We start from the raw sequence: 17,463 nt of genomic DNA on the forward strand, positions 1-17,463 counted from the left end.
CCGGGTCCGCGCGGGCGCGGGCGGAGAGCGGGTGAGGCCGCGGGACGGTCAGGCGTGCAGCTGCGCCGCGAGGTCCGCGAGCACCGCGACCGCGGCGTGCGGGTCGTCGACGCGGAACCGCGCGCGCGTGTCGCCCGGACCGACCTTCACGGTGACGTCGCCGTCGGCGAGCGCGGCGAACGCGTGCTCGTCGGTCACGTCGTCGCCCGCGTACAGGACGACCGGCGCACCGAGCTCGTCGCGCAGCGCGGTCAGCGCCTCGCCCTTGCTCGCGCGCAGCACGGAGATCTCGACGACGTCCTTGCCGTGCAGGACCCCCGACCCGAGCCGCTCGCCGAGCGCGATCGCCTCGGTCTCGGCGGGCTCGGCCACGTCGGGCTCGGCGAGCCGGGTGTGCACGACGACCGCGGTCGGCTTGGTCTCGACCCAGACGCCGTCGCGACCGCGCGCGACCTGAGCGGCCTCCGCGCCGAGCGCGGCGAGCCGGTCCGCCTGCTCGTCGGTGAGCTGCACGACGTCCCGGTCGAGGCCGTAGCGCGTGACGCGCGCCCGCTCCGCGCCGTGGCTCCCGACCAGGTACGTGCCGGGCGGGACCTCGGCGAGTGCGTGCAGGTCGTTCATCGCGCGGCCGGACACGAGCGCGAGCGCGACGCCCTCGGCGGCGGCCAGCCGCGTGAGCGCGTCGACGCCGTCGGGCAGGATGCGCGACGCCTGCGGGTCGTCCTGGAGGGGCGCGAGCGTGCCGTCGAAGTCGAGCGCGACGAGCAGCGGGCGGGACGCGGGGTCGGCGACGAGGTCGGCGAGCGTGTCCCGCAGGGCCGCGGCGCCCGCGGGGGCGTCAGACATGGTCCGTCCGGGCGGGGATCGCCGTCAGCACCGCGAGGAACTCCTTCGACCAGGCGGTCACGTCGTGACCGAGCACGCGGCGACGCAGGCGGCGCATGCGCTTGCGCGCCTCCCGCTGGTCCATGTGCACGGCGTACGTGATCGCGTCCTTCATGCCGTCGATGTCGTGCGGGTTCACCAGGACCGCGCCCTGCAGCTCGTCGGCGGCGCCCGTGAACTCCGACAGGACGAGCGCGCCGCGGTCGTCCGAGCGCGCCGCGACGTACTCCTTCGCGACGAGGTTCATCCCGTCGCGCAGCGCGGTCACGAGCATGACGTCGGCCGCGAGGTACAGGGCCGCCATCTCCTCCATCGGGAACGACTGGTGCAGGTACTGCACCGGCGCGTGCCCGACCTGGCCGAAGTCGCCGTTGATGCGTCCGACGAGCAGCTCGACCTCGTCGCGCAGCTGCTGGTACGCGCCGACGTTCTCGCGGCTCGGGCTCGCGACCTGCACGAGCGTCGTCGTGCTGGGCGACAGGCGGCCGTCCTCGAGGAGCTCGCCGTACGCCTTGATGCGGTGCCGGATGCCCTTGGTGTAGTCGAGCCGGTCGACGCCGAGGAGCAGCACCTCCGGGTCGCCCAGCTCGTGCCGGATCTGCTTGGCGCGCATCTGCACGTCGTGGCTGCGTGCCAGGTCGTCGAACGCGTGCGAGTCGATCGAGATCGGGAACGCCGCGGCCCGCACGTGCCGGTCGACGCGGCCGTGCTTCATGAGCGTGACGACCTGGCCGCGCGTCGTGAGGTCCGTCAGGCGCCGCACGATCCGCACGAAGTTCGCCGCGTCCCCGGCGCGCTGGAAGCCGACCAGGTCCGCACCGAGCAGGCCCTCGACGACCTGGCGGCGCCACGGGAGCTGCGCGAAGATCTCCAGCGGCGGGAACGGGATGTGGTGGAAGTAGCCGATCCGCAGGTCGGGGCGCAGCTCGCGCAGCATCTTCGGGACGAGCTGCAGCTGGTAGTCGTGCACCCACACCGTCGCGCCCTTCGACGCGGCCTTGGCGGCCGCCTCGGCGAACCGCTTGTTGACGCGCTGGTAGGCGTCCCACCACTGCCGGTGGAACGTCGGCGGCGCGATCACGTCGTGGTAGAGCGGCCACAGGGTGTCGTTGGCGAACCCCTCGTAGTACCGCTCGACGTCGGCCTGGCTCAGCGTCACGGGGACGAGCTGCGTGCCGTCCACCTCGAACGGCTCGAGCTCGAGGTCGGGTGAGCCGCCCCAGCCGATCCAGGCACCGTCGGCGCCCGCCATCACGGGCGCCAGGGCGGTCACGAGACCGCCGGGGGAGCGGGTCCAGGTCGGCTCGCCGTCGTCGCCCAGCGCGACGTCGACGGGGAGACGGTTCGCGACGACGAGCAGGTCGTAGCCGGCGTCGTGCACGTCGGAAGGCAACGCGATCAACTCCTCGGGTCTGCGTCGACCCTAGCCGTCCGACCAGGTGAGCGCCCCTGGTCACGGACGGACGCGACGCGCGTCACACGTCACCCGCGCGTTGGGGGACGCCCGTCCGCGCCGCGGGCTAGGTTGCGGGGCATGGAGCGGATCGGTCTGACGCCGGGGTCGGACATCGGGGGGTACCGCATCGTCGCGCCGCTCGGCTCGGGCGGCATGGGGACCGTCTACCGGGCCGTCGACGGGGGCGGCACGGCCGTCGCGCTCAAGCTGCTGCACCCGCAGCTCGGCTCCGACGCGGTCGCGCGCGACCGGCTGCGTCGCGAGGTCCGCGCGCTGCAGAAGCTCCGGCACCCGGGCGTCGCCGCGATCCTCGACGCCGAGGCCGACTCGACCGAGGCCTTCCTCGTCACCGAGCTCGTCGACGGCGACACGCTCGAGGAGCACGTGCGCGAGCGCGGGCCGCTCGGCGCGCAGGACCTGCTCGACCTCGCCGAGGGCCTGCGGGCCGCGCTCGCGGCCGTGCACGGGGCCGGCGTCGTGCACCGTGATCTCAAGCCCGCGAACGTCCTCGTCACGGACGACGGTCCCGTGCTCATCGACTTCGGCATCGCGCAGGCGGCCGGCGACGCGCCGCTCACCTCCGACGGGCTCGTCATCGGCACGCCCGGCTACCTCGCGCCCGAGCTGCTCGACGGCGACGAGCCCACCGCGGCGAGCGACTACTGGGGCTGGGCCGCCGTCCTGGCGTTCGCCGCGACCGGGCGTGCACCGTTCGGCACCCGCCCGCTCGAGGCCGTGCTCGCCCGTGCGCGCTCGGGCGACCCCGACCTCGACGGCCTCGGCCCGCTCACCGCGACCGCGCTGCGCGGTGCCCTGGTCGCCGCGCCCGACGCCCGCACCGACCCGGAGGACGTCGTCGCCGCCCTCACCGTCGCCGCGACCGACGGGGACGTGGTCACCGAGGACGGCACCGCGACCATGCTCGTCAGCACCGAGGACCTCACCGACACCACGCACCTCGGCCCGGGCGACGGCACCGACACGACCCGCCCGGACCCGGCCGACGCGACCGGCACCGCGCTCCTCACGGGCGCGGGCACGCGTCCGGGTGGTCCCGCGGCCGCGGCGGGCACGGCCACGCTCGTCGCGAACGACGGGCGGACGCGCACGTTCGAGCCCGGCACCGACGACGACGTCGCCGACGGGGACGACGGCTGGGACGGCTGGTCCGACGACGAACCCGACGGCTGGTCCGACGACGAGGACCCCGAGGGCGTCGAGTGGATCCAGGACGACCTCGACGCGTCCGAGCAGCCCGGGCCCGAGGGGTCGGGCTACGTGCGACCGCCCACCGAGCGGCGCTGGGGGACGCTCCTCGCCGCGGGGCTGCTCGTGGGCGTCGCCGGCACGCTGTTCCCCGGGGGCACGCTCGTGGTCGTCGGCGTGCTCCTCCTCGTCGTCCGGACGTTCGGCACCGCCGTCGAGGCCATGCACATCCGCCGCGAACGGTTCGGCGTGCGGCGCTCCGACGTGCCCGTCACCGTCGCCGCCGGCCCCTGGCACCTGCTGCGGGCGACCGCCGGTCTCGTGCCCTCGCTCGTCGTCGGGGGCAGCGTCGCGGTCGTCGCCGCCGGGGTCATGTGGTGGCTCCTCGACTCGGGCCGGTGGACCGTCGACGGCTCGCCGTCGGGGCAGCCCGTGCAGGGGCTCACCGCGTCGCTCGTCGTCGGCGGGCTCGTGCTGCTCGCCGTGCTCGTCGTGTGGTGGGGCCCGCTGTCGAGCATGACGCGCGTCGGGGCCCGGCGGACGCTGGCCGTCGTCGCCCCCGGGGGTCTCGGCGGGCTCGTCGCGGTCGTCGTGCTGCTCGCCGCCGCGGCCGTCCTCGTCGCGCTGCTGCTGAACGGGCGTGCGATCACGTGGTGGCCGCTGCCCGCGCCGACCATGCCGTGAACCCGGGCGCGGCCCACCAGGACCGTCGACCGTCCGTCGGCCGCGACGCGCGAGGCACCGGCACCGCCGGACCGGGGACGAAGCGTTCCGGGCCGCCCGGGCGCACAGGTCGGGGCCCTACGCTGTGGCGCATGCGCGCACGACGAGTCCCGCTCACGGACTCGCGCGCGCTCGTCGCCGTCGCTGCGCTCGCCGCCGTGCTCGGGCTCGCGATCGCGATGTCCGGCCGTGTGCTGCTGCACCAGTGCGTGTCGGCCGGCGGCGTCGGCCCCTGGGGCGTCCGGCTGCTGCTCCTGAGCGACGCGGCCGACTGCCCCGACGGTGCCTACGCGTTCGGCCCGGCCACCGGCGGAGCGGTGCTCCTGCTGAGCGTCGCGGTCCCGGTCGCCCTCACGCATCTCGCGCTCGCCGCGAGCGGCCTCGGCGCGTCGGTCGTCGTCGCCCGGGCGGCCCGGGGCGTCGCGCGGCTGCTGCGTCGCTGGGCCGTCCGTCTGGACGACGCGGCGGTCGTGGTGCCCGTCGACGCCACCGCGGCCGTCGACCGTGCCGCGCCCGTCCTGCGCGACCGCCTGCTCGTCGCCGTCCTCCCGGTCCGCGGGCCACCGGTCACCCCCTGACCGACCCGCCCCCCTCTCTTCCCGGACCAGGAGTACCCCATGCCCACGAACGAACCCCGCCCGACCAAGGCGGTCCGCCGCGACGAGGCGCGCGCCAAGGCCGCCGCGATGCGCGCCGAGCAGGAGCGCAAGGCCAAGCGGAACCGGATGCTCGCGATCGGTGGCCTCGTCGTCGCCGTCCTCGCGCTCGGCGCCGTCGTCTTCTTCATCGTCAACCAGTCGAAGGAGCGCGCCGAGGCCTACGGCAGCGTCGCGTACGGCGGCGGCGCGGAGGACGTCGTCGCTCCCGCGCTCGCGGACGTCGACGCCCCCGCTCCCGCGAACGACGAGGGCGGCATCCCCGTGAGCCCCGCCGGCGTCGGCGAGCAGGGCGACGACGACACCGTCCTGTCCATCTACTTCGACTTCATGTGCCCCGTGTGCGGCCAGTTCGAGCAGACCAACGGCGAGGACGTGAAGGCCCTCACCGAGACCGACGGCGTGACCGTCGCGTTCCACCCGCTCTCGTTCCTCGACTACACGTCGCAGGGGACGTTCTACTCGACGCGCGCCGCCAACGCGTACGCCGTGATCGCGGACGAGTCGCCCGAGCACCTCGTCGACTTCATGTCCGCGATGTACGCGGACGGCACCCAGCCCGCCGAGGGCACGTCCGGCCTGTCCGACGCCGAGATCGCCGACGTCGCGTCCGGGGTCGGCGTCCCGGACGACGTCATCGGGAAGTTCACCTCGACCGTCACCGGCACGTACGAGGTCGGCACCGGTGACGACACGACCGAGAAGGACGGCGAGTGGCGCACCTTCGCGCCCTGGATCAAGGCCGCCTACGCATCCGCGTCCGAGCAGTTCCCCGACCTCGGCACGCCGTACATCCTCATCGACGGCGTGAAGTGGGAGGGCAACTGGCAGCAGCCGGGTGCCCTGCGCGCCGCGGTGGAGCAGGCCGCCGCCGCGAAGGGCTGACGCCGCACCGCAGCACCGCCGACGGGCGGGCCGGACCCCGCGAGGGGTCCCGGTCCGCCCGTCGGCGCGTCGGGCGCCGTGCGTCGTGGTGCGCCCGGGCGTGCCACGGGGCACCGGTACGCTGTCCCCGCCCGCCTCCTTAGCTCAGCTGGCCAGAGCACCTGTCTTGTAAACAGGGGGTCGTCGGTTCGAATCCGACAGGGGGCTCCACGACGACGGTCCTCCCGCCGCGCGCGCCCCGACGGTCCGCACGAGAATCGGACGGGTCCGCAAGCCCGGTGCCGGCGTGCGCGTCTTGCTCCGCCGGCCCGCGGAGAGGAGACCCTCGTGACCTACCGCATCGGCTACTTCGTCGGCAGCCTGTCGAGCAGCTCGATCAACCGGCGCCTCGCGCAGGCGCTGATCGCGCTCGCGCCCGACGAGCTGGAGTTCACCGAGATCCCGATCGGCGACCTGCCGCTCTACAGCCCGGACCACGACGCCGACTACCCGGCGCCGGCGCGCGCGCTCAAGGACGCGATCGAGGCGTCCGACGGGATCCTGTTCGTGTCGCCCGAGTACAACCGCAGCATCCCGGGAGCGCTGAAGAACGCGATCGACTGGGGGTCGCGGCCCTGGGGGACCAACTCGTTCGCGCGCAAGCCGACGGGGATCGTGGGGGCGTCGATCGGCGCGGTCGGCACGGCCGTCATGCAGTCGTCGATGCGCAGCGTCCTGAGCTTCCTCAACGCGCCCCAGCTCAACTCGCCCGAGGTGTACATCCAGGTCACGGAGCAGACGTTCGGCGACGACGGGTCGGTCGCGGACTCCTCGCTCGAGCAGTTCCTGCGGCACTACATGGCGGAGTACTGCGGGTTCGTCGAGCGGGTGCTGTCGGTGACGGCGCCGGGTCACATCGGCGACCCGGACCAGTGACGCGCGGCGGGTGACCGCCCCGACGGGCGACGCGGGGCCGACGGCGCTCCGCGGACCGGAGGGGCGGGGCGTCGACGAGGCGCGTCAGTCCGTCGGCGCGGGTCCGGTGCTCTCGCGCACGACGAGCTCGACGGGGAGCTCGGTGCGGACGGCGTCGACGGGCGCGCCCGCGCGCGAGCGCTCGATCGCGGCGAGCAGCGTGCGTGCGGCGGTGCGGCCCTTGGCGTCGAGGTCCTGACGCAGCGTGGTGAGCGCGGGGCGGACGCGCGCGGCGAGCGGGCTGTCGTCCCAGCCGACGACGGACAGGTCCTCGGGGACGCGCAGGCCGAGCTCGGCGGCGACGTCGAGGACCGCGGTGGCCATGAGGTCGGAGAAGCAGAGGACCGCGGTCGGGCGGTCGGGGCCGGTGAGCAGCGCGCGGGCGCCCTCGTGCGCGTAGGGGTCGACGTTGTCGACGATCTCGTACGCGGTGGGCACCACGCCGGCGGCGTCGAGCGCCTCGACCGCACCGGCGACGCGGGCGCGGGAGACGTAGTCGTGCCCGGCGGTGCGGCCGTCGGCGAGGTGGCCGTGGCGGTCGCGGCCGCCCATGGTGAAGAACGCGATGCGCCGGTGCCCGAGGGCGAGGACGTGCTCGGCGGCCTGCCGGCTGCCGGCGTGGTCGTCGAGCACGATCGACGGGTGGCCCGGGATGGGGTCGAGGTCGACGAAGACCAGCGGGAGCTTGCGGCGGACCAGCCAGTCGAGCGCCGCGGAGTCGCCGCCGCACGCGTAGACGAGCGCGCCGTCGAGGGGGATGTCGCGCGCGGCCTTCTCGCCCGGCAGGAGGGCGACGGCGTAGCCGGTGGGCTGGAGCTCCTCGGCGATCGCGCCGAAGAACGACGCGGCGATGGGGTCGCGCAGCGCCTCGCCGACCCACGCGGTGAGCAGCAGGCCGATCGCGCCGGTGGTGCCGCGGGCGAGCGCGCGCGCGGAGGGGTCGGGGCCGACGTAGCCGAGCTCGGCGGCGGCGTCGAGGATCGTCCGCCGCAGGTCGGCGGAGAGCTGGTCGGGGCGCGAGAACGCGTTGGACACGGTCATGCGGCTGACGCCGACCTTGTCGGCGATGGTCTGGAGGGTCACCCGGGGCACGACGCCACCCTGTTCCGCGGCATGCGGGACAGGGTAGGTCGTGCCGCCGGGCGCCGGGGAGCGCCGCCCGAGGGATGTCGCCGCGGGGCTGGTCCCGGACGTGGCGGGCGGGGCGGGCGTCGTGGTCATCGCGCGGGGTGGCCGACCTCGAAGGTGCAGGTCGGCTGCACGGCGTCGGCGACGCGGTGCAGGCCCCGGGCGAGGGCGCGACGGGTGCGCGGGACGCGCGGACGGCGCGCGTGCGGCTCGCGGGCGGGACGCTCCTCGGCCACGGGGGCCCAGGGGCGGGCGCTGTGCGACTCGAGGACGGACGCGTCACGGGCGAGCAGCAGGCCGATCGACTGGTCGAGCACGGGTCCTTCTCCCTTCCGATCTGTACCGCTACAGATCGCTATACCGGTACAGTAGGATCCGCGCCTGTACCGGTCAAGCCGAATCGAGAAGTTGTTCCTGACCAGGCCTGATGGGGTGGCGTCTACGCCGGGCCGGTCTCCGCGAGCAGCCGCAGCGCCGCGCTCACCCGCGGGTTGCGGCTCGGGTCGGTGTCGATGCCCAGCGTCGCGTAGAGCGCGTTGACGTGGTTCTGCACCGACTTCTCGGTGATCCCCAGACGTGCGCCGATGCCCGCGTTCGACAGTCCCTCGGCGAGCAGCCGGAGCACCTCGTACTGCCGGTCGGTCAGGCGCGACACCGCGGACCCGGCCCGCGGCGCCATGCGGGCCAGCAGCGCGGGGTCGAGGACCGTCTCGCCGACCGCCGCCGCCCGCACGGCCGAGACGAGCACCTCCTCGCTCGTCGACGACGTCTTCGACAGGTAGCCCCACCCCGCGGCCACGTCGGGCGGCAGGTCGAGCAGGAGGTCCATCGCATCGTGCGCCGACAGCAGCAGCACGCCGACGCCGGGCTGGCGGCGCCGGAGCGTCACGCCGAGCGCGATCCCGTTGCCGTCGGGCAGGTCGACGTCGAGCACGACGACGTCCACGGTCCCCGGCGGCAGGAGGCGGGTCGCCTCCGTGACCGAGCCCGTCGCCACGACGACCTCCAGGCCGTCGGTGTCGTCGAGCATCCGCTCGAGCATCGACCGGAAGAGTGGTTGGTCCTCGACCACGGCGACGCGCACCGGGCCGGTCACGGCAGCGTTCATCGGGGCAAGTATCGTCGTCGCCGCGCCCCGACGCAGTCACCTGCACGCGGCAACGTGACCGACGCCACGCGCACGAGCACCCGTCCGGTGCACCCGCATGACCCGCAGGGACGAACGATGCCCACCACCCGCACCACGACGCCCGACGACGAGTCGGCCGCCCTCGTCGCCCGCCGCGCGCGCGACCTGCGCAACGACCGCGTCGGCCTGCTGCGTGCCAGCGGCATCGTCGCGAGCGGCTACGCGATCGGTGCCGCCCTGCAGACGACGTACATCTACAGCCGCGTCGTCCAGGAGTGGGAGTCGGTCAGCGTCTGGAGTCGGCTCGCCGCGAACTTCGCCGCCGTCGTCGGTCTCGTCGCCGTCCTCGCGGTCGTCAACGCGCACCGCGCGACGCGCGTCTGGCACATGGCGGTCTCGCTGCTGTTCGCCGCGACCGCGTGCGCGGTGCTGCGGATCGGCGCGCAGCAGCTGTTCGGCGTCTACGACGACCCGACGCGCGAGGTCGTCGAGGCGGAGCTGTTCTCGGGTCTCGTCATCGGCGTGATCTCCGGCGCGATCGGCATGTGGGGGCTCGTCGCCCGGCGCCGGCTGCGCGCGCAGATCCGGGGCGCCGAGCGCGAGGCGGTCCTCGTCGAGAACGCCGTGCGCGCCCTGGAGCAGGAGGAGATCCGTGTCCGGCGCGAGGTCGCCGAGGGGCTGCACGGCACGCTGCAGAACAAGCTCGTGCTCGTCGAGGCGCGGCTGGACCAGATCGTCGCGCACGCCGCGCAGGGCCCGCTCGACGACGGCGACCTCGACGACCTGCGCTGGATCTCGGGCGAGCTCGAGCAGGCCCGGGCCGCCGACGTGCGCGAGATGAGCCGGCTGCTCTACCCGGACCGCCTCGAGCTCGGCCTCGTCCCGGCGGTGCGCGCGCTGCTCGGCCGCCTGCCCGCGAGCATCGCGACGCGCCTCGACGTGACCGACGCCGCTCGGGCGCACGACGACCCGGCGAGCCCTCGCCTCACGATCCCCGAGCGGCTGCTCGCGGTGCGCGTCGTCGAGGAGGGCGTCACCAACTCGCTCAAGCACGGGCCCGCGACGTCGATCACGGCGGAGATCGACGTCCAGGACGACGTCCTCGTCGTCGCGGTCGAGAACGACGGCGCGCTCTACGACGAGGAGACGGCGGGGGTCGCGTCGGGCACCGCGCGGATGCGCCAGCGGCTGCGGTTCGTCGGCGGGTCGGTCGAGCTGAGCCCGGGCGCCGGCCGCGGCGCGCGTCTCGTCGCGCGCATCCCGCTCGGCACCAACGGCCACAAGCCCTCACCCGTTCGGACGTAGGGCCAGGTCACACGCGCACTGTCCGCTTCATGGACGGTCGTCCAGGAACGTTCGGATCCGCTCCGGGTGAAAGAAAACGACGTTCCCGGCGGGCCAGGTGCTGGCACCCAGGCCGGGCCGACGGCGGTCGATCGGAGATTCGTAGCGTCTGCGACGGCGCTCCGCGACCGGAGGCCGTGCGGATCGACGACACGCCGACCCGCGTCGTCACGATCCAGGAGTCACCATGGCGAAGTTCTCCACCCGCAAGGGCCTGGCCGTCGGCCTGGCCGTCCTCGGCGTCGCCGGCCTGTCCCTCGCGTCCGCGTCGCAGCTCAACCTGACCTCGAGCGGCACGGCCGCGACGGGCACCGTGAGCGTCGACGCGACGTGCCAGAAGGCCGCGACGGGCGCCGTCACCGCCAAGTACAAGACGCCGACGCTCGGCACCACCGGCTTCGCGCCGTCCGAGGTGCAGTTCAGCAACATCGACGCCGACTGCCAGGGCAAGACGATCCGCGTCGCGTGGAAGACCGCGACCGGCTCGTACACGGAGCTCACCCCGAAGACGCTCACCGCGCCGCACACCACGGCCACGCTCGTCGCCTTCGCCCTCCCGGCGGGCGTCGACTACAACACGATCTCGTCGTTCGCGGTCAGCATCGACGGCTGAGACCGATGACCAGCGACGTCACGACGGCACCCGGTGCGCCCCTCGCGCGCCGGGTGCTGCGTGCCGTAGCGTCGGTCCTCATCTACGCGGCGGCTGCGGTCGCCGCGTGGCTGCTGTGGCCGACGAACCTGGGCGGCTGCACGACGCTGACGATCGTCTCCGGGCGTTCGATGGAGCCCACCTACGAGACGGGCGACCTCGTGGTCTCGCGCTGCGGCACGCCGCAGGTCGGCGACGTCGTCGTCTACCGGCCCGACGAGCTCGACGGCGGCCGGATCATCCACCGCCTCGTCGGCGGCGACGGCACGAACGGCTGGGTCGTCCAGGGCGACAACAACGACTGGACCGACCCGTTCGCGCCCACGAACGACCAGATCCTCGGCGTCGCGCAGCTGCACGTCGCGAAGGTCGGGCTCGTGGGCCGGTTCGTCGCGTCGCCCTGGGTGTTCGGCTCGTGCCTGCTCATCGCCGGCGCCCTGCTCGTCTGGCCGTCGTCGCGTGACGAGGGTGACGAGCCTGACGAGGGTGACGCGCGCGCCGCGGAGGCCGCCGCCGCCGGACCCGGCCCCGACGGCGATGCCGCCCCCGCCGAGCCCCACGCCGTCGACCACGACGGCACCCGGCGCCCCGCGCTCACCCCCGCCGGCGGCTGACGCCGTGCACCGGAGCCTGCTGCACCCGCGCACCGCCGGCCTGGTCGTCACGGTGCTCGTGCTCGTCGTCGCCGTCCTCGCCACGGGCGTCGCCAGCGCGGCGCGACTGCCGCTCACGACGCCGGGTCAGCCGTACGGCACCGCGGTCCAGCGCTGTGCGACCGGGCCCGCGACCGTCGCGGCGAGCGGCACGCCCGTGGGCGGCCAGTACACGCAGGTGACCGTGAGCGGGCTCGGCGGCACGTGCACGACCGGGCGCGTCATCCTCGCGACGAGCACGGGCACCGTGCTGCTGGACGCGACGGGCACGCTCGCCGCCGGCACCTTCACGGCGTCGACGACCACGCCGTTCTCCGCACCGACCGCCACGACCGCGCGCGTCTTCGTCGCCGGGGACGGCTGGCCCGTCGCCGCCACGTGGACCCCGCCCGCCGCGTCCGGTCCCGTGTACCCCGGCCCCGACGGGTCCGCGTTCGACACGAGCGTCACGTGGGACCTCACCAACGCCACGAGCGGCCAGCAGGCGTGCTTCACGATCCGCGTCACGACGCGGTCGACCACGCCGATCGTCTGGTCCGCCTGGATCGACACGACGCAGGCGCCCTTCAACGGCGCGCGCACCGGCTACACGCTGCAGGGCGACGAGTCGTGGAAGTACCAGCTCGGCGCTCCCACGACCGCGGGCCTCATCCGCATCTCGGGCCGCACGGACGTGTGGCAGCCGTACGACACGGTCGTCGCGGGTCAGGTCCGCACGGTGACCGTCTGCAACTTCTCGCTGCCGGGCGCCGTCGTGACCCCGTCGGCCTACACGGTGTCCTTCGCCCAGGGCACGTGGACCGACCGCGAGGCGTGCGTCGTCACGACCGTCACGGGCAACGGCACGTCGCCGTTCTACGTGGCCTGGCAGACGCCCGTCGACATGACCGCGGCCGTCGCGCGCCTGCGGTCCGCGGGCCGCTCGCCCGACGCGTGGCGGTACGGCGGCGACGAGTGGCGACTCGACCGGACGGTCGTGCCGTCGCTGGCGGGACCGTACGTCTTCCAGACCACGTCGCGGACCGCGTCCAACATCGTCGGGACGCAGAGCTTCTCGTTCTCCACCTGCGTCGTCGACCGCTGACCGCGGCGCGCTAGTCGAGCGGCGTCAGGACCGGACGCTTGGGCACGCGCGTGTCGCCCGACGACCGGCCGCGCAGACGACGGGTCGCCCACGGGTACACGTGCTCGCGGAACCACTGCGCGTCGCCGCGCAGCTGGTCGAGGCGTGGCGTGGGCGGGAGCGGCGCGAGCGGGTCGTCCCAGCGCGGCTCGTCGGGCTCCAGGCCGAGGCCGACGAGCGCGGCCTGCGCGACGCGCGCGTGCCCGTCGGACGTGAGGTGGATCCGGTCGTCGGCCCACATCCGCCAGTCGCGCAGGCTGCGCATGCCCCACAGGTCGACGACGTGCGCGCCGTGCCGGCGGGCGATCGACCAGATGTGCGCGTTGTAGATCCCGACGCGCGACCGCGTGGCCCGCACGAGCGGGCTGTCGGACGCGTCGACGCCTGTGCCGAGCAGCACGTCGACCCCGGCCTCGCGCAGCCGCACGACGGCCTGCTCGAGCATCCGGGCCAGCCGGTCGACGTCCGCGGCGGGCCGCAGGATGTCGTTCCCGCCGCCCACGAGGCTGACCAGGTCGGGCTTCATCGCGAGCGCGGCGGGGACCTGCTCGACGAGGATCGGCCGCAGCAGCCGTCCCCGGATCGCGAGATTGGCGTACTCGAGCGGCGCCTCGCCGGCCGCGGTCCGTCGCTGCGACAGGCGCGCGGCGAGCACGTCCGCCCACCCGCGCTGGGCGGCGTCGGGGCCGTCGGGGGAGTCCCAGAGCCCTTCGGTGAACGAGTCGCCGATCGCGACGTAGCGGGTCCAGCGGGGAGGGTCGAGGGGGGTCGTCACGCCCTCATTCTGGCGCGACGCCGGAGGGTGTGCGGTCCCCCGGGGCCGGCGGCCGCCCCGACGGTCACGGCAGGCGCCAGTCCACGGGAGGCGCGCCCTGCTCCGCGAGCAGGCGGTTGACGGCCGAGAACGGGCGCGAGCCGAAGAACCCACGGCTCGCCGACAGGGGGGACGGGTGCACCGACTCGACGCGGGGCACCGACCCGAGCGCGGGCCGGAGCGACTGCGCGTCGCGTCCCCACAGGACCGCCACGAGCGGGCCGCCCCGTTCGACGAGCGCCGCGATCGCGCGGTCCGTCACGGCCTCCCACCCCTTCCCGCGGTGCGACGCGGGCGCGCCCGGCCGCACGGTGAGGACCCTGTTGAGCAGCATCACGCCCTGGTCGGCCCACGGCGAGAGGTCGCCCGTGGTCGGCCGCGGCACGCCGAGGTCCGCGACGAGCTCCTTGAAGATGTTGTCGAGCGAGCGCGGCAGCGGCCGCACGTCCGCCTGCACGGAGAACGACAGGCCCATCGGGTGGCCGGGCGTCGGGTAGGGGTCCTGGCCGACGACGAGCACGCGGACGTCCGCGAGCGGGCGGCTGAACGCCCGCAGCACCGACTCGCCCGCCGGGAGGTACTCGCGGCCCGCGGCGACCTCGTCGCGCAGGAACTGCCCCGCGGCGCGGATCTGCGGCTCGACCGGCGCGAGCGCCTGCGCCCAGTCCGGGGCGACGAGCGACGCGAGGGGAGCCGGGTTCACGCGGGCGAGGCTACCGCTCCGCCGCCGACCTGGTGACCCCGCGGTGAGGCGGAATGACACCGGTGTGGTTCGCACCTACGATGGCCGCTGACCGACCCGCCCTGCACCACCGAGGAGGCCGTATGGACACCGCGACCGCGCTCCCGATCGGCACCGTCGACGCTGGGCCGGACGGGGGAACCTCCGGCCTGACCGAGCGCGACGAGCAGATCCTCGCGTTCGAGCGCCAGTGGTGGAAGTACGCCGGTGCGAAGGAGCAGGCGGTCCGCGAGCTGTTCGACATGTCCGCCACGCGGTACTACCAGGTGCTCAACGCGCTCATCGACGAGCCCGCGGCCCTCGCCCACGACCCCATGCTGGTCAAGCGCCTGCGCCGCCTGCGGCAGTCCCGTCAGCGGGCCCGCACCGCGCGTCGCCTCGCGACCGACGCCTGAGCCCCAGGTCCAGCGGATAGCCTGCGGCCGTGAGCAAGGCCGACTACCCCTACCCGGACGACGAGTTCGACGCCCCGGCGGACCCTGACGCGCCCCGCGGCGTCCACCGGGCACCGCGCTCGGCGTGGAGCCGGTGGTGGCCGTTCCTGGCCGTCCTCGTCCTCGCCCCCGTCCTCGCGTACGGCGCCGTGACAGCCTGGGGCATCATCAACGGCACCGACGACTCGCCCGGCACGTCGACCGTCGACGACGGCGGGACCGGTGACGAGGGCGCGACCGACGGGACCGAGGAGCAGCCCACCGAGGGGGAGACCGGCGAGACACCCGTCGAGACCGAGGCGCCGCCCGTGGTCGAGCCCGTGCTGAGCACGCCCGTCCAGGTGCTCAACGCGTCGGGTGTCAGCGGTGTCGCCGCGCGCCAGCAGGCCAAGCTCCAGGAGGCCGGCTTCACCGCCGCGACGACGGGCAACTCCGACGGCGAGGGCGTGACCGACTCGACCGTCTTCTACGCGAGCGAGGACCTGCGGTCCACCGCCGACCTCGTCGCCCAGACGCTCGGCCTCACCACCGTGACGCTCTCCCCGGAGCAGGCGGGCGACGGCATCGTCGTGGTGCTGCGGAGCGACCCGGACGCCTGACGCGCGGGTCGACGCGCTGGTCACCTCCGAGATGACCCTGGTCGTGGCGGGTCCGTGACCACTAGGCTCACGCGCACCGGGGGCCGGCGGAGCCCGCGGCGCACCGATCGTCGAGGAGTACGCATGGCCCAGGGCACCGTGAAGTGGTTCAACGCGGAGAAGGGGTACGGGTTCATCACCCCCACCGGCGGAGGCCAGGACCTCTTCGTGCATTTCAGCGCCATCCAGGTCGACGGCTACCGGACCCTCGAGGAGGGTCAGCAGGTCGACTTCGAGGTCGGCCAGGGCACGAAGGGCCCCCAGGCCGAGCAGGTCCGTCCCGTCTGACCTGACGCCCCGGCGTCGTCTCCCCGGCACTCCAGCTCCGGACGTCCACGTCGGACGCATCGGCGAGGGCCGCGCACCCCGTGGTGCGCGGCCCTCGTGCGTCCGCGGGGACTGTGCGAGCGGGGAGCGATGGGCGGTCAGCGGGGGAGCGTCAGCGGGGGAGCGGAGCGGCGTGCGGCGGCGCCGCCGGTGCCGTGCGGTCGAGCGCGTCGAGCGCGAGCAGCACGCACGCGGCGCTCCACGCGAGCGGTGCGACGGCCGCGGGCGAGCCGTCGCCGAGCACCTTCTCCGGGATCGACCCGGCCGTCGTGCGGTGCGCGTCGAGGAAGTCGAGCCAGCCGTGCGCGAGCCCCGGCTCGCCGTTCTCCGCCGCGACCCACGCGTACAGCGACGTCTGCGGGGTCCACGAGACGCCGTCGTCCCGCCATCCCGCGCCCGGCGCGAGCCCGCTCGCCGGGCGGCGCATCGTCGGGACCGACGCGAGCCACGCGTCGTGCGCGCCCGGCGCGGGTGCCCGCAGGAACGGCGTGAGCAGGAACGCCGTCGCCGCGTCCGCGTGACCGCCCGCCGCGTACCGGGCGTAGCCCGACCCGCCGAACTCCCGGATCGTCGCGACCTGGCTGCGCGTCGCGGCGCGCGCGGCGGCGTCGGCGAGCGCGACGTCGCCCGTCGTGCGCAGGAGCGTCTCCGCCTGCTGCAGGCCCGCGACCAGGGGGACGACCGTACCCAGCGTGAGCGAGCGCTCGGGCACCTCCCAGTAGTCCGGCGACGCGGGCGGCAGGCCCGTGCGCGCGACGAGGGCCGTGGCGTGCCGGGTCGAGCGGACGACGAGCGGGCGCAGCCGGTCCGCGGCCGCGGCACGCTGCGCGGGGTCGTCGAGCTCCGCGACGACGAGACCCGCGGCCCACAGCGCCCACCCCGTGCCGTCGGTCTGCACGCCGCGGTCGTCGGGAGGGCCCGAGCCGTCGGGCAGGTAGCGCGCCTGGAAGGAGCCGTCGGCGGCCTGCACGCCGTCGAGGAACGCGAGCACGTCGAGCGCGTCGTCGACGTGGCCCGTGCGGGCGAGCGCGACGGACACGAACGCCGCGTCGCGCGGCCACACGTACCGCCACCGCTCCGACCAGCCCGCGACCGCCGCGCCGCCCGGGAGCAGCAGCGTGCGCAGGTCGAGCAGCGCCGCGCGGGCCATCGGCTCGTACGGGCCGCCCGCACCCGGGACCGTCCCCGTCGCGAGCCAGTCGCGCTGCAGCCGGGCGGCCGCGTCCGCCCCCGCCTCGCCGCGCGCCGTCACCGTCGCCGCCGAGGACGCCCCGACCGCCTGCGCGAGCGTCGCCGCGGCCGGGTCGAGCACGCGGGAGCCTGCGAGGAACGTCGGGTCGGTGCCGCTGCGGACCTCCGCGCGCGTCCCGTCGGGCAGGAGCGTGACGGTCTCCTGGTAGAGCGGGATCTGCGCCCATGTCGTCGGCGGGCCGACGACCGCGGCGACCGGGACGGCGGGCGGGCCGGACCGGCCGTCCGACGGGAGGTGCGCGGCGAGGACGGCCAGGGCGACGACCCCGCCGAGCGTGGCGGTGGTGGCGCGCGCGAGGCGGCTCGGCGCGCGCCGGGGCGGGACGGGCCGCGGTCGTGCGCCGACGGCGGCGCCCGACAGGACACGGCGGACGGGTGCCGGGGTCGCGGTGGGCGTCGCCCCGGGCTCGGCGACGGTGCCGACGACGTCGTCGACCACCCCGGTGTGACCTGGCACACGCGC

General features: G+C 75.1%; 19 protein-coding genes and 1 tRNA gene. 12 read left to right on the forward strand and 8 right to left on the reverse strand.

Features of this window, described 5'->3' with window-relative positions:
• Positions 1 to 48 precede the first annotated feature (48 nt).
• Both otsB and OMK64_RS07865 read right to left on the reverse strand, forming a co-directional pair.
• The gene (gene otsB / locus OMK64_RS07860) at positions 49 to 846 is read right to left on the reverse strand and encodes a trehalose-phosphatase (RefSeq protein WP_272727527.1); all 798 of its coding nucleotides are present in this window, start codon (positions 844 to 846) and stop codon (positions 49 to 51) included.
• Positions 839 to 2,278 carry an alpha,alpha-trehalose-phosphate synthase (UDP-forming) gene (locus OMK64_RS07865; RefSeq protein ID WP_272727528.1) on the reverse strand — a complete coding sequence of 480 codons (1,440 nt, stop codon included), beginning with the start codon at positions 2,276 to 2,278 and terminating at the stop codon, positions 839 to 841. Before OMK64_RS07865 ends, otsB begins: the two co-directional genes overlap by 8 nt.
• Positions 2,279 to 2,419: 141 nt before the next feature.
• On the opposite strand from OMK64_RS07865, the gene OMK64_RS07870 reads away from it, so the two are divergent.
• The 5 genes from OMK64_RS07870 (at position 2,420) to OMK64_RS07890 (ending at position 6,726) form a co-directional block, all read left to right on the forward strand.
• Entirely contained in the window at positions 2,420 to 4,231 is a 1,812-nt protein-coding gene (locus OMK64_RS07870; RefSeq protein ID WP_272727529.1) for a serine/threonine-protein kinase, read from the forward strand.
• A 131-nt stretch (positions 4,232 to 4,362) separates the two neighbouring features.
• Positions 4,363 to 4,848 (forward strand): hypothetical protein, encoded by a 486-nt coding sequence (locus OMK64_RS07875; RefSeq protein ID WP_272727530.1) that lies wholly within the window; start codon positions 4,363 to 4,365, stop codon positions 4,846 to 4,848.
• Positions 4,849 to 4,887: 39 nt separating this feature from the next.
• Positions 4,888 to 5,811, forward strand: coding sequence for a DsbA family protein (locus tag OMK64_RS07880; protein WP_272727531.1), 924 nt, complete (start codon positions 4,888 to 4,890; stop codon positions 5,809 to 5,811).
• 133 nt (positions 5,812 to 5,944) lie between these two features.
• Positions 5,945 to 6,021: transfer RNA gene (locus OMK64_RS07885), tRNA-Thr, on the forward strand.
• 117 nt (positions 6,022 to 6,138) lie between these two features.
• Positions 6,139 to 6,726 (forward strand): NADPH-dependent FMN reductase, encoded by a 588-nt coding sequence (locus OMK64_RS07890; RefSeq protein ID WP_272727532.1) that lies wholly within the window; start codon positions 6,139 to 6,141, stop codon positions 6,724 to 6,726.
• 84 nt (positions 6,727 to 6,810) lie between these two features.
• Here the strand turns inward: OMK64_RS07890 and OMK64_RS07895 are convergent, their stop codons facing one another.
• The 3 genes from OMK64_RS07895 to OMK64_RS07905 all read right to left on the reverse strand — a co-directional run bounded on the left by OMK64_RS07895 (position 6,811) and on the right by OMK64_RS07905 (position 9,001).
• A complete protein-coding gene (locus OMK64_RS07895; protein ID WP_272727533.1) occupies positions 6,811 to 7,857 on the reverse strand; it encodes a LacI family DNA-binding transcriptional regulator in 1,047 nt (348 codons plus the stop codon).
• 125 nt (positions 7,858 to 7,982) lie between these two features.
• Complete coding sequence (locus tag OMK64_RS07900; RefSeq protein WP_272727534.1) at positions 7,983 to 8,210, reverse strand: hypothetical protein; 228 nt, start codon at positions 8,208 to 8,210, stop codon at positions 7,983 to 7,985.
• 122 nt (positions 8,211 to 8,332) lie between these two features.
• Positions 8,333 to 9,001 carry a response regulator transcription factor gene (locus tag OMK64_RS07905; protein WP_272727535.1) on the reverse strand — a complete coding sequence of 223 codons (669 nt, stop codon included), beginning with the start codon at positions 8,999 to 9,001 and terminating at the stop codon, positions 8,333 to 8,335.
• Between the two features lie 117 nt (positions 9,002 to 9,118).
• Between OMK64_RS07905 and OMK64_RS07910 the strand changes: the two genes are divergently transcribed.
• The 4 genes from OMK64_RS07910 (at position 9,119) to OMK64_RS07925 (ending at position 12,755) form a co-directional block, all read left to right on the forward strand.
• Positions 9,119 to 10,327, forward strand: a complete 1,209-nt coding sequence (locus OMK64_RS07910) for a sensor histidine kinase (protein ID WP_272727536.1) — start codon at positions 9,119 to 9,121, stop codon at positions 10,325 to 10,327.
• Positions 10,328 to 10,553: 226 nt separating this feature from the next.
• Positions 10,554 to 10,979 (forward strand): hypothetical protein, encoded by a 426-nt coding sequence (locus tag OMK64_RS07915; protein ID WP_272727538.1) that lies wholly within the window; start codon positions 10,554 to 10,556, stop codon positions 10,977 to 10,979.
• Positions 10,980 to 10,984: 5 nt separating this feature from the next.
• Entirely contained in the window at positions 10,985 to 11,632 is a 648-nt protein-coding gene (locus OMK64_RS07920; RefSeq protein WP_272727539.1) for a signal peptidase I, read from the forward strand.
• A 4-nt stretch (positions 11,633 to 11,636) separates the two neighbouring features.
• Entirely contained in the window at positions 11,637 to 12,755 is a 1,119-nt protein-coding gene (locus OMK64_RS07925; RefSeq protein ID WP_272727540.1) for a hypothetical protein, read from the forward strand.
• Between the two features lie 10 nt (positions 12,756 to 12,765).
• Here the strand turns inward: OMK64_RS07925 and OMK64_RS07930 are convergent, their stop codons facing one another.
• Both OMK64_RS07930 and OMK64_RS07935 read right to left on the reverse strand, forming a co-directional pair.
• On the reverse strand, positions 12,766 to 13,569 hold the full coding sequence (locus tag OMK64_RS07930) for an SGNH/GDSL hydrolase family protein (protein ID WP_272727541.1): 804 nt from the start codon (positions 13,567 to 13,569) through the stop codon (positions 12,766 to 12,768).
• A 64-nt stretch (positions 13,570 to 13,633) separates the two neighbouring features.
• On the reverse strand, positions 13,634 to 14,311 hold the full coding sequence (locus OMK64_RS07935) for a uracil-DNA glycosylase (RefSeq protein ID WP_272727542.1): 678 nt from the start codon (positions 14,309 to 14,311) through the stop codon (positions 13,634 to 13,636).
• 122 nt (positions 14,312 to 14,433) lie between these two features.
• On the opposite strand from OMK64_RS07935, the gene OMK64_RS07940 reads away from it, so the two are divergent.
• The 3 genes from OMK64_RS07940 (at position 14,434) to OMK64_RS07950 (ending at position 15,710) form a co-directional block, all read left to right on the forward strand.
• On the forward strand, positions 14,434 to 14,745 hold the full coding sequence (locus OMK64_RS07940) for a DUF3263 domain-containing protein (RefSeq protein WP_124343644.1): 312 nt from the start codon (positions 14,434 to 14,436) through the stop codon (positions 14,743 to 14,745).
• Between the two features lie 29 nt (positions 14,746 to 14,774).
• Complete coding sequence (locus OMK64_RS21070; protein ID WP_272727543.1) at positions 14,775 to 15,383, forward strand: LytR C-terminal domain-containing protein; 609 nt, start codon at positions 14,775 to 14,777, stop codon at positions 15,381 to 15,383.
• Positions 15,384 to 15,506: 123 nt separating this feature from the next.
• The gene (locus OMK64_RS07950; RefSeq protein ID WP_013769803.1) at positions 15,507 to 15,710 is read left to right on the forward strand and encodes a cold-shock protein; all 204 of its coding nucleotides are present in this window, start codon (positions 15,507 to 15,509) and stop codon (positions 15,708 to 15,710) included.
• 151 nt (positions 15,711 to 15,861) lie between these two features.
• On the opposite strand, the gene OMK64_RS07955 is transcribed toward OMK64_RS07950, so the two are convergent.
• Positions 15,862 to 17,457, reverse strand: a complete 1,596-nt coding sequence (locus tag OMK64_RS07955; RefSeq protein WP_272727544.1) for a glycoside hydrolase family 15 protein — start codon at positions 17,455 to 17,457, stop codon at positions 15,862 to 15,864.
• Between the last annotated feature and the right edge of the window lie 6 nt (positions 17,458 to 17,463).

It is taken from the genome of Cellulomonas fimi (assembly GCF_028527925.1).
Taxonomy (GTDB): Bacteria; Actinomycetota; Actinomycetes; order Actinomycetales; family Cellulomonadaceae; genus Cellulomonas; species Cellulomonas fimi_C.

Coding starts and splice junctions, on each gene's coding strand:
- OMK64_RS07880 (WP_272727531.1), top strand. CDS start 4,888: ATGCCCACGAACGAACCCCGCCCGACCAAGGCGGTCCGCCGCGACGAG.
- otsB (WP_272727527.1), bottom strand. CDS start 846: ATGTCTGACGCCCCCGCGGGCGCCGCGGCCCTGCGGGACACGCTCGCC.
- OMK64_RS07940 (WP_124343644.1), top strand. CDS start 14,434: ATGGACACCGCGACCGCGCTCCCGATCGGCACCGTCGACGCTGGGCCG.
- OMK64_RS07875 (WP_272727530.1), top strand. CDS start 4,363: ATGCGCGCACGACGAGTCCCGCTCACGGACTCGCGCGCGCTCGTCGCC.
- OMK64_RS07910 (WP_272727536.1), top strand. CDS start 9,119: ATGCCCACCACCCGCACCACGACGCCCGACGACGAGTCGGCCGCCCTC.
- OMK64_RS07915 (WP_272727538.1), top strand. CDS start 10,554: ATGGCGAAGTTCTCCACCCGCAAGGGCCTGGCCGTCGGCCTGGCCGTC.
- OMK64_RS07905 (WP_272727535.1), bottom strand. CDS start 9,001: ATGAACGCTGCCGTGACCGGCCCGGTGCGCGTCGCCGTGGTCGAGGAC.
- OMK64_RS07920 (WP_272727539.1), top strand. CDS start 10,985: ATGACCAGCGACGTCACGACGGCACCCGGTGCGCCCCTCGCGCGCCGG.
- OMK64_RS07950 (WP_013769803.1), top strand. CDS start 15,507: ATGGCCCAGGGCACCGTGAAGTGGTTCAACGCGGAGAAGGGGTACGGG.
- OMK64_RS07870 (WP_272727529.1), top strand. CDS start 2,420: ATGGAGCGGATCGGTCTGACGCCGGGGTCGGACATCGGGGGGTACCGC.